The following is a 14,980-nucleotide window of genomic DNA, read 5'->3' on the forward strand; positions in this document are numbered from 1 at the left end:
GACAGTGGCCCCTAGAGTGACAGGGTGCCGTCGCGTCAGGACCAGCTCCACTCGTACCAGTACTCGCTGCAGCGAGTGGTGGCCGCGCTGGTCACCCACGACCCCGATCCGCAGCGCTCACCGCTGCGCCGGGCCGGCACGACCGCCCTGGTCAGCCTGCTGATCGCCGCTCTCGCGGTGCTCGCCGCCACGATCTACGGCATCGTCACCGGCAACAGCAACGTCAGCCCGCGGAACGCGAGCGTCGTCTTTCAGGAGAAGGGCACCGGCGCCCGTTTCGTCTACTCGGAGGCCGACAGCCGGCTGCACCCGGTGCTGAACTACGCCTCCGGGCTGCTGCTGGCCAACGCCGAGGCGCCCGAGATGAAGGGCATCTCGTCGGAGAAGCTGGCCACCGTGCCGCTCGGCGACCCGCTCGGCATCCCGGACGCGCCCGACTCCCTGCCCGGCAAGAAGGCGCTGCTCACCGAGCGCTGGTCGGTCTGCACCGACAACACCTCCGGCTCGCCGCTCAGCACGCTGCTGGCCGGGGTCCGGCTCACCGACGGCGCGGTGCTCGCGCAGCGGAACCAGGCCCTGCTGGTGAGCGACCCCAGCGACCGCACCTATCTGATCTTCGGCAACCGGCGCTTCGCCATTCCGGCCGGCCGGGTCGACGTCACGCTGAACGCGCTGCGTCTCGGCGCCCGGTCGCCCTGGCCGGTCTCGGTCGCCTGGATCAACGTCGTGCCGGCCGGCCCCGACCTGGTCGCGCCGCGGATCCCCGGCATCGGCGGCGACTCCGCCGGCAGCGACTTCCGGGTCGGCCAGCTGGTCACCGACTCGCGGCAGGTGGCGGTGATCCTCGCCGACGGCAAGGCCGTGCTGACCGAGATGCAGGCCGCCCTGATGCGCACGGTGCCGGGCGCTCAGCAGCCGATCCCGGTGGGCAACGACTTCCTGAGCATCCCGACGTCACAGACCCGGGTCAGCGACGCCGGCGACCCGGACGGGCTGCCGCCGACCGTGCCCGCGCTGGCCGACGGCACTCCGGCCAAGGCCTGCATCACACTGCCGGTGGACAAGGCCGGCGACGGCATCCGGCTCGACCCGACCACTCCCCAGGGTCTGGCCGTCGCCGGAGTCCCCGGCGCTGACAACAGCGTGCGGGCCGACCGGGTCTTCGTCGAACGCGGCCGGGGGGCGGTCACCGCCTCGGCCGCCTCGTCGACCGCGCCGGCCGGTTCCGGCACGGTCAGCGTGGTCACCGACACCGGCCGGCAATACCCGCTGGCCGGCCGGGCCCTGCTCACCAAACTGGGGTACGGCGGGGTCAAGCCCCAACAGGTCCCGGCCGAACTGATGTCGCTCATGCCGATGGGCCCGGCGCTGGATCCAGCGCGGGCCCGTCAGACAGCTCCGCAATAGCTACAGAGTCTTCGGCGCCGTGTCCGGCACCGTGCCGTTCGGCGACGACGTGAACGTCTGCGGCTGGTCCGGCTCGAACGTGGCGTCGTCCGCGCCGGTGGTCCGGGCCGTGGTCAGCGGCGCCGCCGGCTCGTACTCGTCCCACTGAGCGGCCTGGCGGCGCTTGTTCAGGTACGCCGCGCCGATGCCGACCGCCGTGCCGAGCAGCGCGAAGCCGAGAAGCTTGGAGCCGCGGCCCTTCTTCTGCTTGCGGGCCACCGCCTTGTTCGCGCGCTTCTGCAGCTTCTTGGCTTCCTTCTTGTTCTGCTTGGCCGACTTCTTGCTGACCTTGCCGACCTGCTTCACGTTGTCGCTGGCCGCGGCCACCAACGGGGTGATGGTCGCCACGGCGCTGCCCCAGCCGCTGGCAGCGGCGTCCTTGGCCTTCACGGCGGCCGGCTGAACCCGGTCCACCGCGGCGGTCAGCGTCGGGCCCACTGTCGCGCTGGTCTCCTGCGCGGCCAGCGTCGCGGCGCGCTTGAAGTGATCCACGCCCTGATTGAGCTCGTTCTTCATCCGCCGGTTCCGGCTCTTACGGCGCATCGTTGCCAACACCAGTGCCCACCTCCTGTGGCTCTCTCCCACGTCATCGTGCCCTGCTTCGGTACCCCCGCGCTGCCGCTTTCAGACACATGGGGGAGGATCCGAACTGCAAAGAACTGTCCAATCGCCCCCTGAGAGGTACCTGTGGGGCGACCGTGACACAGACAGGAGTACCCGTGGCCGAGACGCTTTACGCCACCCTGCACACCAACCATGGCCCGATCCGGCTCCAGCTGTTCCCGGATCACGCCCCGGCGACCGTGCGCAACTTCGTGGAGCTCGCGGAGGGCACGAAGGACTACGTCGACCCGCGCACCGGCCAGAAGGGCAACGGCCCGTACTACGACGGCACGATCTCGCACCGGGTCATCGCCGGCTTCATGATCCAGCTCGGCGACCCGACCGGCACCGGTCGCGGCGGCCCGGGCTTCCAGTTCGCCGACGAGTTCCACCCGGAGCTCCAGTTCGACCGCCCGTACCTGCTCGCCATGGCGAACGCCGGCCCGGGCACCAACGGCTCGCAGTTCTTCATCACGGTGGCCCCGACCCCGCACCTCAACCGGCGGCACACCATCTTCGGCCAGGTCGCGGACGAGCAGTCGGCCAAGGTCGTCGACTCGATCGCGACCACGCCGACCGGCCCGGGCGACCGTCCCCGCGAGGACGTCGTCGTGGAGCGGGTGGAAATCGAGCGGGCGCAGTCCTGAAGTACCGTTGATACATGAGTGAGGCTCCCTCGACGGTCCCGGTCTGCTACCGCCATCCGTCGCGGGAGACCTACATCCGGTGCACCCGCTGTGAACGGCCGATCTGCCCCGATTGCATGAACGAGGCGTCCGTCGGTCACCAGTGTCCGGAGTGTGTCGCGGAGGGCAAGCGAAGCCAGCGGCCGGCGCGTACCGCTTTCGGCGGCAGCCGCGCCGGTACCGCGGGCTACGTGACCCGCACGCTGATCGGCATCAACGTCGCCGTGATGGCCCTCTCGGCCATCCTCGGCGGCGCGAGGGCCCTCGCCGGGAACGGCGGCTGGTTCGGCCTCATGGGTTCGGAGACGCCGCTCACCCGGTGGGGCGAGGTGCTGGGCTACGCGCCGTACGTGCTGGGCGGCGAGGCGCACGGCATCGCCGCCGGCGAGTGGTGGCGGCTCGTCACCGCCATGTTCCTGCACTACGGCCTGCTCCACCTGGGGCTGAACATGTGGCTGCTCTGGCAACTCGGCCGCTACCTCGAGGTCCAGTTGGGCCCGTTGCGCTTCGCCGCGCTCTATCTGCTGGCCGGTCTCGGCGGCAACGTGGCGGCGTACCTGTTCACCCCGCAGAACCAGCCGGCCGCGGGCGCCTCGACCGCGATCTTCGGATTGTTCCTGGCCATGATCGTGGTGAACCGGCGGCTCAAGCGCGACATCAGCCAGCTCATCCCGTTGCTGGTGGTCAACCTGCTCTTCACCTTCGCCGTGCCGAACGTGTCGATCGCCGGCCACCTCGGCGGCCTGGTCATCGGCGGCGCGGTCGCCTACGTCCTGGCTTACGCACCGCTGCGCAACCGCAGCCGGGTGCAGCTCGCCGGCTGCGCGGCGGTGCTGGTCGTGCTGGTGATCAGCGCTGTCGTACGCACTCAGATGTTGCTCTGAGGCGCTGACATCCGCAGGTCGGCCAGGGCGGTGGCGACCTCCTCGGGCTCGGCGCCCAGATCGTGGGTGCTGAGCAGGTAGATCCCGTCACCCGCGTCCAGCTCGAGCATCTCGCTGCGGAGACCCCGATGGGTGCGGCGGTCCACCCGTACTCTCTCAATTTGGTCCCAGCGCAACCGGCGACGGCGCGCGTACCCGGTGACCACGGTGACCCCCGCCGGATCCGCCGCCAGGCGGACCGGCGCGATCAGATCACGCAGTCCCCACAACGCCAGTGCGAGGCCGGCGATCGCGGCGAGCACCCACCGGATCGGGTCGTTTCCGGCGAAAGCCAGCGCCAGCGCCACGACCGCAACCGCACCCACGAGCTTCGAGACCGGGAGGACCGGCTTCACGCGCCACTGCATGCCCCAACTATGCAGTGACTTCCTCGCGCCGGCACCGTTGAACGCCGTATGGACGTCTTCTCCCGTACGTTCCTCCCCGCCGCCGCCGAGGCCGGTGTCGCCATCCCGACCGTGAGCCGGCACATGCCCATCTTCCGCCGCTGCATCGAGCCGGACGAGAAGACCGTGCTGGTCAGCCGATGTCTGCGCCCGGACGCGCCGCTGGCCGGCGAGTTCATGATGGTGCTGACCTATCGCCGCCTGGTGGTGACCCAGGAGACGAAGGTGCTGCATCGGCTGCGGCTTCATCTCAACACCAATTTGCGGCATTTGAGCAATGTTTCGTGGCGCCCGGACCCGGCCCGGTCCACCATGGACGTCACGGCGACGGCCGTGGACGGGGTCCGCGAGCAGTTCCGGATGCGTCTGGCTCACCCGAAAGCCGTCATCCACTTCGACAAACTGCTGCAGAACGTCTTCCGGCCGCGCGCGATCGCGGCGTAAGGCCGGCCTAGAGGAACGCGCTGATCGAGGCGCGCAGGCCGGCGGCGTCCAGGCCGTGCGCCCGCGCGTGGTCACGCCAGGTGCCGTACCGGCGTACCTCCGCCTTGCCCACCCCCAGATGCAGAGCGCGATGCGGCAGGCCCGTCAGGGCCGCGCTGACCGCCGCGGCCGAGGTGCCGGCCAGGTAGGGCTCCACCATGATCACTTCGTGCTCGGTGAGGGCGCGCAGGCCGTCGGCGTCGAGCGGGCGCGGCGTGTTCGTGTAGGCGACTGTGACGTCCAGGTCGCGGGTCGCCTCCAGGACCGGATCGAGCATCGGCCCGACCGCCACGACCAGCGGGCCGCCCCGGGTGATCACCCGCAGGTGAGGCCCGGCGTGCGCCTGCCGGTTCTCCTGGACGCCGAGCCGGACGTACACCCGGTCGTCGTGCCGGGCCGCGTCGCGCAGCATCAGCGGCACCTCGTCGCGGTGCCCCGGCACGTGCACGGTCCAGCCGTCGAGCGTGTCCAGCAGCGCCACGTCGCCCGGCGACTGATGTGTGTAGCCCTCGGCGGCCGCGTCGTAGGAGCCGCCGATGCTGACCAGCACCGCGCCCACATCTTGATGACCAAGATCCAATTTCACTTGCTCGTACGCCCGGTCGATCAGGAACGGGGCGTACGAGTGCACGTAGGGCCGCATCCCGGTGAGCGCCAGCCCACCCGCGACGCCGGTCATCAGCTGCTCCCGGATGCCGACGTTGATCACGCGGTCGGGGTGCCGGCGCTTCGCCGGGTCGAAGGGCTCGGCCGAGATGTCGGCCAGCACCAGCGCGGTACGCGGATCGTCGGCCAGCAGCCGGGTGGTGGTGTCGATGAACGTCTGCCGCATCGTCAGCTCCCCTTCTTCTCGACGGTCGCGATGACCAGGTTCGGGCGGTCGTGCGTCTGGCGAAGGGCGCACTCCAACGCCGCGTGGTCGTGCCCGTCGACGATCGCGACGTCCCAGCCGACGAACCGGGCGGCGATCCCGCCCGGCCAGCCGTGGGTGGCCGACTGGTTGTCGATCACGATGGCGGTCAGCGGCAGCCGGGTCGCACCGGCGTACGCGATGGCCTCGTGATTGGAGCCCTCGTCCAGTTCGGCGTCACCGACCAGCACGAAGGTGCGCGTGTCCGGGAAGCCCTGCGCCCGCAGGCCGAGCACGGTACCGACGGCCAGGCCCAGACCGTGCCCGAGCGAGCCGGTGCCGACCTCCACGCCCGGAATCCGGACGCGGTCGGGATGATGGCCGAGCGGGCTGTCCCACCCGCCGAGGTCGTCGAGGGCCGATTCCGGGATGAAGCCCTTGGCCGCCAGCACGGCGTAGTAGGCGGCCGGCCCGTGCCCCTTGGAGAGCAGGAACCGGTCACGGCCGGGATCGTCGGCGGTCTCCGGGGTGACGTTCAGGACGCGGTCGTAGAGGACCCAGAGAACGTCCAGCGTCGAGTGGGCACTCGGCGCGTGTTTCTCGTCGCCGGTCAGCCGCCGCAACAGCGGACGGAGCCGGTCGGTGTGCATCGCGGTGACTGTCATGAGGATAGGCTGCAAGTTGAAGTTCACTTCAACTCAAGGACCCTCATGGAGACCCTGACCATAGGCGACTTCGCGGTGCGCAGCGGCGTGACGCCCTCGGCTCTGCGCTACTACGAGCGGGAGGGCCTGATCCGCTCCACCCGCACCGGCGGCAACCAGCGCCGGTACGACCGCTCCGAGTTGCGGCGCGTGGCCTTCATCCGCATCGCCCAGCAGGTCGGCGTCTCGCTCGACGAGATCAGAACGGCCCTGGCCGACCTGCCGGAGAACCGGACGCCGACCAAAGCGGACTGGGCCAAGCTGTCCGCACACTGGCGTCACCGCCTGGACGAGAAGATCGCCCTGATGGAACGCCTGCGCGACCAGTTGTCGGGCTGCATCGGCTGCGGGTGCCTCTCCCTGCACCGCTGCAAGCTCATCAACCCCGGCGACCGCCTGGCCTCGGACGGAAGCGGCCCGCGCGTGCTGCTGTCAGACGCGGACCGGGACAGCTGAGGAGGCGCCCAGGACGGCGCCCCTGTCGTCCAGGGCCTCGGCCACCACGTACTCCGGCGTACCCGGGATCTTCAGGGTGGTCTCGAAGCCGGAGCGGGGCGCCTCGATGGTGCCGCCGGTGAGGACGTCCGGCTGGGCGCCCCAGCGCGCCCGCCACGTCGCGACCGCGGTGGCGCCGTTCCAGCTCGCCGACACCGTCACGGCGCCGCCGTCGACACGCAGTCCGAGAGCCGGACGGTCCAGCGGCTCGGCCGTCCATTCGGCCTTGTAGGCGCGGTACGACTGGTTGTCGAGCGGAATGTGGCCGGCGAACCGCACCGAGCCGTCCGCGGCGTGCTCGGTGAAATGCGGCATCTGACCCCACCCGATGAACGAGCCGCCGTCGGCCAGCTCGCGGAAGCTGCCCTGCGTGGGGGCCGAGATCCGGTCGGGGTGCAGATATTCGGCCACGAAGGTCGCCCTCCGGGCCTTTTCGTCCACTGTGAACACCACGCCGCGCGAGTAGTCGCGGACCTTGGTCACCCCGGCCCCGTTGTCGAAGACGCTCCACGAGCCGTCCCGCCGCTGCCGGAAGTCGTGCTGCCAGGCGAAACTGGTCCGCTCGTCGACGGCGATGTCGGATTTCTTGCCGCCGAGCCGCCAGCGGACGGCGCCGGTCCTCCGGTCGATCTTGTAGACGGCCCAGGTGTGCCGGGCCGAGATGATCAGATCGCCGTCGGCGGCCAGGCCCACCGAGTTCGCGTGGAAGTAGTCGTAGGGCAGGTGGGCCGAGTCGCCCTGGGGCAGCGGTGCGTACGACTCGGCCACGCCGACGTGGTCGCTGGAGCGCCACTCGAAGAGCTTCCGGCCGGTCGCGATGTCGATCTCCTGGAGCACGCCGTCGTGCAGCACCCCGTCCTTCGGCCCACCGACCGGCGTCAGGTCGTACGCCACCGGGTCGTACACCCAGAAGAGGGCCGTGTCCCGGGGCGTGATGACCAGGTCGTGCTGGTCGGCCTGCTCGGTGCCGGCCGCCCGGATCCGGGTGATCTCCCGGTACGACCGGTCGGCCACCACGAACTCACCCTGGCCGACCCCCTGCCCGCCGGTGCCGCCGATCGTGCCCTCCCACCAGGTCAGCACCGGCTGCTTCCGGTACTGCTGCACCTTGAAGTCGATCGACACGGTGGCCGGCGGCGGCGTCTGCCGGAACCAGACCGGCGAGCCGGCCTCGTCGACCATCAGCGGACCCCACAGGCTGGTGCCGGAGGCCGGACTGAGCAGGATGTTCCCCGGCGCCGTCCCGGACGCCGGCGTCGTGATCGTGACGTCGGCGATCTTCTGGAAGTCGGGCCGGGAAGCGAATGTCGCCGCCGGCCCGGCCGCCGGCTCCGGCTCGGACGTCGTCGCGGGCGTGCCGAGCGCGTAGCCGAAGCCACCGCCGGCGACTCCGGTGAGCGCGGCCGCGCCCACGCCGAGCAGAAGGTTCCTCCGGGTTGTCACCGACCGAGCCTTCCCGGTCGGCGACCTTTCCTACCTCGGTGAGCGCTCGGAGTTCGCTGAGAGTCCGGCGTAGATCTCCAGGAGCCGGGCGGTGAGCACGTCCGGGTGGAAGTGCCGCAGGTAGCGCTCGCGGGCCGCCCGGGCCCGGGCCGGCGCCTCGTCGCGGGCCAGCGGCAGGGTGGCGGCGATCGCCTCCGGCTCCGGCGGCACGACCCAGCCGGTCTCGCCGATGATGTACGGAATGCCACCCACCGCCGTGCCGAGCGCCGGCCGGCCCGCCGACAGCGCCTCGAGAAGCACCGTGGGCAGCGTGTCGTTCCACGTCGGGGTGTGCACCACCACGGCCGACGCGCGGCGAGCCGCCTCCATGCCCGCTTTGTCGAGGATGCCGAGATATTCGACATCCTTCCGCTCCTGGGAGACCCGTTCGGCCAGCGGCCGCAGCTCGCCGTCGCCGGCGATGCGCAGCGTGCCGAGCGAGCCGTCCGGATGCCGCTGCCACGCGTCCAGCAGCAGGCCCAGGCCCTTCTCGGGGGAGAGCCGGGCCCCGTACAGGAACCCCTCGCCCAGCGGCTCGGGCTCGCCCGGATCGGGCAGGCCGTTCGGCTTGATCACGATGTGCTCGTCCGGGATGCCGTAGTCGCGCAGGTGGGCGGCGATCCGGTCGGTGAGCGCGATGAACCGGTCGACCGAGCGCCACGTCGGCCGGTGCACGGCGAGCGTGGTCGCCATCAGCGCGCTCTGCGCGGCCGAGCCCCGGTAGCACTTGTGCTGCACCGCCGGCCAGCCGATCAGTTTGCCCCGGCAGTCCTGGCAGTTGTGCCCGTCGCGGAAGTACAGGCCGGAGGAGCACACCTGCCGGTAGTTGTGCACGGTCTGCACCACCGGCACCCCGTGCTTGTGCGCGGTCCGGACGACCCAGGGCGACAGCAGCGGGTACGGGTTGTGCAGATGAAGCACATCCGGCCGTTCCGCCTCGAGGAGCTGGGACAGATCCCGCTGAGCCGACCGCCCGTAGATCGGCGAGAGCGGCAGCAGCGCCTTCTCGGCCAGCGGCAGCTCGCCGATCGAGTCGGAGCTGCGCTGAAACGGGATCACCTCGGCCCCCGCCGCGCGGAGCTGGGCGATCTCGGTGTCCACGATGACGTTCTCACCGGACGGCATCGCTTCTCGATACCGGTTGTGCGCAACGACGACCTTCACGCTCGGAAACGCTACCGTTGACCCTGTGCCCGAACTTCCTGAGGTCGAGGCGCTCGCGGCCTATCTGCGTGAGCGCGCGGTCGGCCACACCGTGCAGCGCTTCGAGGTCTCGTCGTTCAGCGCCCTGAAGACGTACGACCCGCCCGCCACCGCCGTCAACGGCCTGGAGATCACCTCCGCCGGCCGGCACGGCAAGTTCCTCGACATCGGGCTGGGGCCCGACATTCATCTGGTGATCCATCTGGCCCGCGCCGGCTGGTTGCACTACCGCGACGCCTTCAAGTCGCCGGCGCCGCTCAAGCCCGGCAGCGGGCCCATCGCGATCCGGGTGCGCCTCGACGACGGTTCCGGCTTCGACCTGACCGAGGCCGGCACCCAGAAGTCGCTCGCGGCCTACCTGGTGCGCGACCCGGCCGAGGTGCCCGGCGTGTCGCGGCTCGGCCCCGACGCGCTCGCCGTGTCGCGCGACGAGTTCGCCGAACGCCTCCGCGGCCGTAACGGCCAGGTCAAGGGAGTGCTCGTCGACCAGGAGGTGCTGGCCGGCATCGGCAATGCCTACTCCGACGAGATCCTGCACGTGGCCAAGATGTCGCCGTTCGCGCTCACCGGCAAGCTGACCGACGAGCAGATCGACACGCTGTACGCGGCGATGCGTGAGGTCGAGACCGACGCCGTCGCCCGCTCGGTCGGGCAGAAAGCGGCCGAGCTCAAGGGCGAGAAACGGGCCGGCATGCGGGTGCACGCCCGTACCGGCCTGCCCTGCCCCGTCTGCGGCGACACGGTGCGGGAGGTGTCGTTCGCCGACAAGAGCCTCCAGTACTGTGCGACCTGCCAGACCGGAGGAAAGCCACTCGCCGACCGACGCCTGTCCAAGTTGATCCGTTAGCGCCGCAACGGTCACCCTGCGTACAGGAGTGGGAAAGCGGCCTGAACGTCCGCTTCTCTCCGCCCGATCCATCGGTATAGTGGCCCGGTCCAACGTAACCGTCACACGTTCGAGCGGGCCCCGGAGTCGCGGCTGCCCTCGAATTCCGTGGCGGTGCGTAATCTTTTCCGGATGCGGGAGGACGTAGGCGAAGTGACCGCTAGCCTGCATCGCCCAGTTACCGACAGCAGCCGGAGCAGACCCGTGCCGTACGACAGCTTCGAGTGGCAGCAGGAGCCGCCGCCGAGCAACGGCGTACCCCGATCGGCCTGGACCCGGCAGCACAAGCGCCTGTCCCGCTGGCACCGGCCGTACACGGCGGTCCTGGTCTTTCTCGATCTTCTCGCGGTGTTGTCGGCGAGCTACCTCGCCGCGACGTACCTCGAGAAGGCGAAATCCGGCTTCCAGGAGCGGTCGCTCGGGTTCCTGCACGGCGCCGAGCTCTTCTACTTCTTCGCCTACCTCGTGCTGCCCCTCGGGTGGCTGATCCTGCTCTGGGCCAACGGCACGTACGACCGCCGCTACCTGGGCTTGGGCAGCGAAGAGTTCAAACGCATCGTCCGCACCTCGGTCACCGTGGTGGCCTGCGTGTCGCTGCTCGCCTTCGCCACCAAGACCCAGCTCTCGCGTGGCACGGTCGCCCTGGTCTCGCTCAGCGCGGTGCTGTTCCTGCTGCTCGACCGGGTCCTGGCCCGCCAGGTGCTGCACTTCGCCCGCCGGCGCACCGGTCACGGCGCCCACCGGATGGTGCTGGTCGGCACGCTGCCCGAGGCGCTCGAGGTCTACACGGCGGTCACCCGCAGCCCGGCCGCCGGCCTGATCCCGGTCGCCATCCACATCACCGACGGTTACGCCGCCGCCCGCGGCATAGAGACCCCGGTGCCGGTCTACGCCGCCCGCGACGTGCTCTCGCTGGTCCGCGAGGTCGGCGCCGACACCATCGCGGTCTGCGGTTCGGCCAGCGCCGAGCCCGGCGAGCTGCGCCGACTGGCCTGGCAGCTCGAGGGCACCGGCGTCGACCTGGTGGTCGCGCCGCAGCTCACCGACATCGCCGGCCCCCGGGTGCACATCCGCCCGATCGAGGGCCTGCCGCTGCTGCACGTCGAGGAGCCGACCCTCTCCGGCCCCGGCTGGCTGATCAAGAACCTGCTCGACCGGGTCGCCGCCGGCATCGGCCTGCTCCTGCTGAGCCCGATCCTGCTGCTCATCGCGATCGGCATCAAGCTCTCCGACCCGGGCCCGGTCTTCTTCCGGCAGCCCCGCGTCGGCCACGAGGGCCGCACGTTCCGGGTCTGGAAATTCCGCACGATGTACGTCGACGCGGAAGAGCGCAAGCGCACGCTGGAAGAGCTCAACGAGTCCGACGGCATGCTCTTCAAGATGAAGAACGACCCCCGGATCTTCGCCTTCGGCGCCAAGCTGCGGGCCACCTCGCTCGACGAGCTGCCCCAGCTGATCAACGTGCTGAAGGGCGAGATGTCGCTGGTCGGCCCGCGCCCGCTGCCGGCCGACGACGGCGACTACTTGGGCGACGTCCGCCGCCGCCTGCTGGTCCGGCCGGGAATCACCGGCCTGTGGCAGGTCTCCGGCCGCTCGGATCTTTCGTGGGACGAGGCCGTACGCCTGGACCTGTACTACGTCGACAACTGGTCCCTGACGTACGACCTCAGCATCCTCTGGCGCACGATCTGGGTCGTCTTGCGGCGCAAGGGTGCGTACTGACCGCGGAGCGAAGCGGAGCCAGCCAGCTCAGCTATGCGGGCAGGTGTCCCGGTACTCCTGGATCGCGGATCCGGAGGGTGCCGGGCACAGGAACTGGTCGTAGCGGGTGTCGTTGTCGATGAAACGCTTGAGCCACGAGATCGAGTACTTCGCGACTGTCACATTGGCCGAGGTCGGCGCCGAGTGGCTGGCGTTGTTGAGCTCCAGGTACGCCTTGTCCGGCGCGGACGTCATGCTCGTGTAGAACGGCTCGGAGTGCGAGCTGACCGGCGCCACCGTGTCGTTCTCGGCACCGATGATCATCGTCGGTACCCGGTCGGTGCTCCAGCTCTTGGTGCCGTGCCAGGGGGTCAGCGGGACGGCCGCCTGCAGCGACGGCCGGGTGCGCGAGGCCGACAGGCTGCCGCCGCCACCCATCGAGTGGCCCATGACGCCGAGCCGGGTGGCGTCGATCCGGGTGCGGACCGAGCTCTGACCGGTCAGGTAGTCGAGCGCGGCCAGCAACTGGGTGCCCCGGCTGTCGGGCTGGTCGAGAGTGCTGTTGGTGTCGATGGTGATCACCACGAAGCCCTGTGAGGCGAGCCGCGGCCCGAGCCAGGAGACGCTGGACTGCGAGGCGGTGAACCCGGGCGAGATCGCGACCGCTCCGAAGGTGCCCGACGCGGTGCTGGTGGGGTAGTAGATCGTGCCGCCGCCGAACCCGCTGACCGACGAGCGGGCCACGGTGACCTGGGCGATGGCGAACGATCCGCGGCTCGCCTCGATGCTGGCGTTGGTGGGGGCCGGACCACGCTCGTAGGGGTTGGCCGCGGCTTGCGCGGGTGCGGCTGGGACGGCGAAGGCGACGGCGACCGCGGCGATCAGCGCGAGTCTCTTCATGGAGCACTCCCTGGGGTGTGGGGTGTCGCACATGTATCGATGTGGGTCAATTGTTGATCGCACAGTTACTAGCCGGTAATCCCAATTGGCACCCTGCCAACACGGTATGAAAGTGGACGCCCACGGCGGTAGCCGTCAATATCTTGCTCGTGGCTCAGGTCGGAAGCGTGCTCGCGGTCGTCGCCGTACTGGCCGCCCTGGCCGCCGCCGTCCTCGCCGTTGTCCGGCTTCGGGCCCGCCGCGGCATCGCCACCGCCATGCAGCGGGCCACCTACGACGTCCTGCACACCGCCGCCCTCGCCGCCGAACCGCTGCGCGGCGGCCTCAGCCCCACGTCGGCCGGCAAGGCCGCCCGCCACCTGCGCGCCCTCGTCGGCGCGGCCGGGCTGACCATCGCCGACGGCGACCGCTGCCTCGCCTTCGACGGCCGCGGCGGCCACCACTCCGAACAGTTCACCGCCGCCGCCACCCGCGCCCTCGACACCCACCGCTCGGTCATCCTCGCCGCCGCCGACCTGCCCTGCGACCGCGTCGACTGCGTGGTGCGCGGCGCCGTGGTCGCCCCACTCTCCGGCCCCGACGGCCGGGCCGCGGCCGCCCTCGTCGCGGTGGCCGACGACCATCCCGCGCCCGGCCTCGTACAGGCGACCCTGGAAACCGCCCGCTGGGCGGCCACGCAGATCGCCCTGGCCGAGCTCGAATCGTCCCGCGAGCGGCTGGCCCGGGCCGAGGTGCGGGCGCTGCGAGCCCAGATCAGCCCGCACTTCATCTACAACGCGCTGACCGCCATCGCCTCATTCGTCCGCACCGACCCCGAACGCGCCCGCGAGCTGATCCTCGAGTTCGCCGAGTTCACCCGGTACTCGTTCCGGGCCCACGGCGACTTCACCACCCTCGCCGAGGAGTTGCGCTCCATCGACCGCTATCTGACCATCGAGCGGGCCCGGTTCGGCGACCGGCTTCAGGTACGACTCCAGATCGCCCCCGAAGTCCTCCCCGTCGGCCTGCCCTTCCTCTGCCTTCAGCCGCTCGTCGAGAACGCCGTCCGCCACGGTCTGTCCCGTAAGCCGGGCGTCGGTATGGTGAGCATCGAAGCACGGGACGCCGGTGCCGAATGTCACATCACGGTCGAGGACGACGGCGTCGGCATGGATCCGGAGGTCTTCGCGGCGGGCGGGCCCGAGACCGACGACGGGCAGCACGTGGGCCTGGCAAATGTGGACGAGCGTCTGCGCTCGGTCTTCGGCGACCACTTCGGCCTGGTCGTGGAGACCGCGCCCGGCGCCGGGACGAAGGTGAGCATGCGAGTGCCGAAGTTCCACCCGGGAGTACGAGCGTGAGCCTTGTCGTACTGGCCGTCGACGACGAGCCGCCCGCCCTCGACGAGCTGGCCTACCTGCTCAACGCCGACGGCCGGGTGGCGCACGTCCACCGCGCCGGCGACGCCACCGAGGCGCTGCGCGTGCTGCGCGACACCGAGGTCGACGCGGTGTTCCTGGACATCCGCATGCCCGGCCTGGACGGCATGGAGCTGGCCCGCATTCTGCGCCGCTTCGCCCGCCCGCCCGCGATCGTCTTCGTCACCGCCTATGACGACGGCGCCGTGGACGCCTTCGACCTGGGCGTCACCGACTACGTCCGCAAACCGGTCCGCGCCGAACGCCTGGGCGAGTCCCTGCGCCGCGTGGCCGGCCTGCGTACGGTTCCCGCCGCGACCCCCACCCAGCCCACCGACGAGCCGGCCATCCCCGTCGAGCTGGCCGGCACCACCCGCATGCTGCCGAGGAGTTCGGTCCGCTGGGTCGAGGCCCAGGGCGACTACGCTCGCCTGCACACCGCGGACGCTTCCCACCTGGTCCGCGTCTCCCTGGCCACGTTGGCCGAGCGCTGGGCCGACGCCGGTTTCGTCCGCATCCACAGATCTTTCCTGGTGCAGATCCGCCTGATCGCCGAGCTACGCCTGACCCCGTCCGGCTACGTGGTGAACGTCGACGGCGTGGAACTCCCCGTCAGCCGCCGCCACACCCGCGAGCTCAAGGACCGCCTGATCCGCGCCGCCAAGCACGACTGGCAGCGCTGACCACAGCCCGCTCCCCACCCAATCCACACAGTTATCCACAGCCACACACCCTTGTCCACAGAGTTATCCACAGGCTCCGAGCCGGTCCGCCGGATCTGGCCGCTGCGGGGTGGGCCGATCGCGTCCAGCAC

The 14,980-nt window shown here is 70.6% G+C and carries 16 protein-coding genes; 9 read left to right on the forward strand and 7 right to left on the reverse strand.

Going from position 1 to position 14,980, the window contains the following annotated elements; translation table 11 throughout:
* Positions 1-24 precede the first annotated feature (24 nt).
* Positions 25-1,407, forward strand: a complete 1,383-nt coding sequence (eccB, locus tag AB0C26_RS17085) for a type VII secretion protein EccB (protein WP_360247734.1) — start codon at positions 25-27, stop codon at positions 1,405-1,407.
* On the opposite strand, the gene AB0C26_RS17090 is transcribed toward eccB, so the two are convergent.
* Positions 1,408-2,001 carry a hypothetical protein gene (locus AB0C26_RS17090; protein ID WP_360247736.1) on the reverse strand — a complete coding sequence of 198 codons (594 nt, stop codon included), beginning with the start codon at positions 1,999-2,001 and terminating at the stop codon, positions 1,408-1,410. It abuts the gene before it with no gap.
* A gap of 164 nt (positions 2,002-2,165) precedes the next feature.
* Between AB0C26_RS17090 and AB0C26_RS17095 the strand changes: the two genes are divergently transcribed.
* Both AB0C26_RS17095 and AB0C26_RS17100 read left to right on the forward strand, forming a co-directional pair.
* Positions 2,166-2,696, forward strand: a complete 531-nt coding sequence (locus AB0C26_RS17095; RefSeq protein ID WP_360247738.1) for a peptidylprolyl isomerase — start codon at positions 2,166-2,168, stop codon at positions 2,694-2,696.
* Between the two features lie 14 nt (positions 2,697-2,710).
* A complete protein-coding gene (locus tag AB0C26_RS17100) occupies positions 2,711-3,619 on the forward strand; it encodes a rhomboid family intramembrane serine protease (RefSeq protein WP_360247740.1) in 909 nt (302 codons plus the stop codon).
* Here the strand turns inward: AB0C26_RS17100 and AB0C26_RS17105 are convergent.
* Complete coding sequence (locus AB0C26_RS17105) at positions 3,604-4,026, reverse strand: PH domain-containing protein (protein ID WP_360247742.1); 423 nt, start codon at positions 4,024-4,026, stop codon at positions 3,604-3,606. The genes AB0C26_RS17100 and AB0C26_RS17105 overlap by 16 nt on opposite strands.
* Before the next feature lie 48 nt (positions 4,027-4,074).
* Between AB0C26_RS17105 and AB0C26_RS17110 the strand changes: the two genes are divergently transcribed.
* Positions 4,075-4,509: a hypothetical protein gene (locus AB0C26_RS17110; RefSeq protein WP_360247744.1), complete on the forward strand. Its 435-nt coding sequence runs from the start codon at positions 4,075-4,077 to the stop codon at positions 4,507-4,509.
* Between the two features lie 7 nt (positions 4,510-4,516).
* On the opposite strand, the gene AB0C26_RS17115 is transcribed toward AB0C26_RS17110, so the two are convergent.
* Both AB0C26_RS17115 and AB0C26_RS17120 read right to left on the reverse strand, forming a co-directional pair.
* Complete coding sequence (locus AB0C26_RS17115) at positions 4,517-5,380, reverse strand: transketolase (protein WP_360247746.1); 864 nt, start codon at positions 5,378-5,380, stop codon at positions 4,517-4,519.
* Positions 5,381-5,382: 2 nt separating this feature from the next.
* On the reverse strand, positions 5,383-6,063 hold the full coding sequence (locus AB0C26_RS17120; protein WP_360247748.1) for a transketolase: 681 nt from the start codon (positions 6,061-6,063) through the stop codon (positions 5,383-5,385).
* A 45-nt stretch (positions 6,064-6,108) separates the two neighbouring features.
* On the opposite strand from AB0C26_RS17120, the gene soxR reads away from it, so the two are divergent.
* Positions 6,109-6,558, forward strand: a complete 450-nt coding sequence (gene soxR / locus AB0C26_RS17125) for a redox-sensitive transcriptional activator SoxR (RefSeq protein ID WP_360247750.1) — start codon at positions 6,109-6,111, stop codon at positions 6,556-6,558.
* Here soxR and AB0C26_RS17130 read toward each other — a convergent pair.
* Positions 6,535-8,040: an arylsulfotransferase family protein gene (locus AB0C26_RS17130; protein ID WP_360247752.1), complete on the reverse strand. Its 1,506-nt coding sequence runs from the start codon at positions 8,038-8,040 to the stop codon at positions 6,535-6,537. The genes soxR and AB0C26_RS17130 overlap by 24 nt on opposite strands.
* A 30-nt stretch (positions 8,041-8,070) precedes the next feature.
* Positions 8,071-9,243: a glycosyltransferase family 4 protein gene (locus tag AB0C26_RS17135; protein WP_360247754.1), complete on the reverse strand. Its 1,173-nt coding sequence runs from the start codon at positions 9,241-9,243 to the stop codon at positions 8,071-8,073.
* Positions 9,244-9,268: 25 nt separating this feature from the next.
* Here AB0C26_RS17135 and AB0C26_RS17140 point away from each other — a divergent pair, with 25 nt between their 5' ends.
* Positions 9,269-10,129, forward strand: a complete 861-nt coding sequence (locus tag AB0C26_RS17140) for a DNA-formamidopyrimidine glycosylase family protein (protein WP_360247756.1) — start codon at positions 9,269-9,271, stop codon at positions 10,127-10,129.
* Positions 10,130-10,300: 171 nt separating this feature from the next.
* Positions 10,301-11,890, forward strand: coding sequence for a sugar transferase (locus tag AB0C26_RS17145; protein WP_360247758.1), 1,590 nt, complete (start codon positions 10,301-10,303; stop codon positions 11,888-11,890).
* A gap of 27 nt (positions 11,891-11,917) precedes the next feature.
* Here AB0C26_RS17145 and AB0C26_RS17150 read toward each other — a convergent pair whose 3' ends face one another.
* Positions 11,918-12,769: an alpha/beta hydrolase gene (locus AB0C26_RS17150; protein ID WP_360247760.1), complete on the reverse strand. Its 852-nt coding sequence runs from the start codon at positions 12,767-12,769 to the stop codon at positions 11,918-11,920.
* 143 nt (positions 12,770-12,912) lie between these two features.
* On the opposite strand from AB0C26_RS17150, the gene AB0C26_RS17155 reads away from it, so the two are divergent.
* Both AB0C26_RS17155 and AB0C26_RS17160 read left to right on the forward strand, forming a co-directional pair.
* Complete coding sequence (locus tag AB0C26_RS17155; RefSeq protein WP_360247762.1) at positions 12,913-14,109, forward strand: histidine kinase; 1,197 nt, start codon at positions 12,913-12,915, stop codon at positions 14,107-14,109.
* Complete coding sequence (locus AB0C26_RS17160) at positions 14,106-14,849, forward strand: LytTR family DNA-binding domain-containing protein (RefSeq protein WP_360247764.1); 744 nt, start codon at positions 14,106-14,108, stop codon at positions 14,847-14,849. Before AB0C26_RS17155 ends, AB0C26_RS17160 begins: the two co-directional genes overlap by 4 nt.
* Positions 14,850-14,980: the final 131 nt, after the last annotated feature.

The organism is Actinoplanes sp. NPDC048796 (genome assembly GCF_040650035.1).
Taxonomy (GTDB): Bacteria; Actinomycetota; Actinomycetes; order Mycobacteriales; family Micromonosporaceae; genus Actinoplanes.

Bases quoted from the DNA above. Each gene is read 5' to 3' on its own strand.
- AB0C26_RS17145 (WP_360247758.1), top strand. From the start codon at position 10,301: ATGCGGGAGGACGTAGGCGAAGTGACCGCTAGCCTGCATCGCCCAGTT.
- AB0C26_RS17150 (WP_360247760.1), bottom strand. From the start codon at position 12,769: ATGAAGAGACTCGCGCTGATCGCCGCGGTCGCCGTCGCCTTCGCCGTC.
- AB0C26_RS17120 (WP_360247748.1), bottom strand. From the start codon at position 6,063: ATGACAGTCACCGCGATGCACACCGACCGGCTCCGTCCGCTGTTGCGG.
- AB0C26_RS17105 (WP_360247742.1), bottom strand. From the start codon at position 4,026: ATGCAGTGGCGCGTGAAGCCGGTCCTCCCGGTCTCGAAGCTCGTGGGT.
- AB0C26_RS17110 (WP_360247744.1), top strand. From the start codon at position 4,075: ATGGACGTCTTCTCCCGTACGTTCCTCCCCGCCGCCGCCGAGGCCGGT.
- AB0C26_RS17115 (WP_360247746.1), bottom strand. From the start codon at position 5,380: ATGCGGCAGACGTTCATCGACACCACCACCCGGCTGCTGGCCGACGAT.
- AB0C26_RS17100 (WP_360247740.1), top strand. From the start codon at position 2,711: ATGAGTGAGGCTCCCTCGACGGTCCCGGTCTGCTACCGCCATCCGTCG.
- soxR (WP_360247750.1), top strand. From the start codon at position 6,109: ATGGAGACCCTGACCATAGGCGACTTCGCGGTGCGCAGCGGCGTGACG.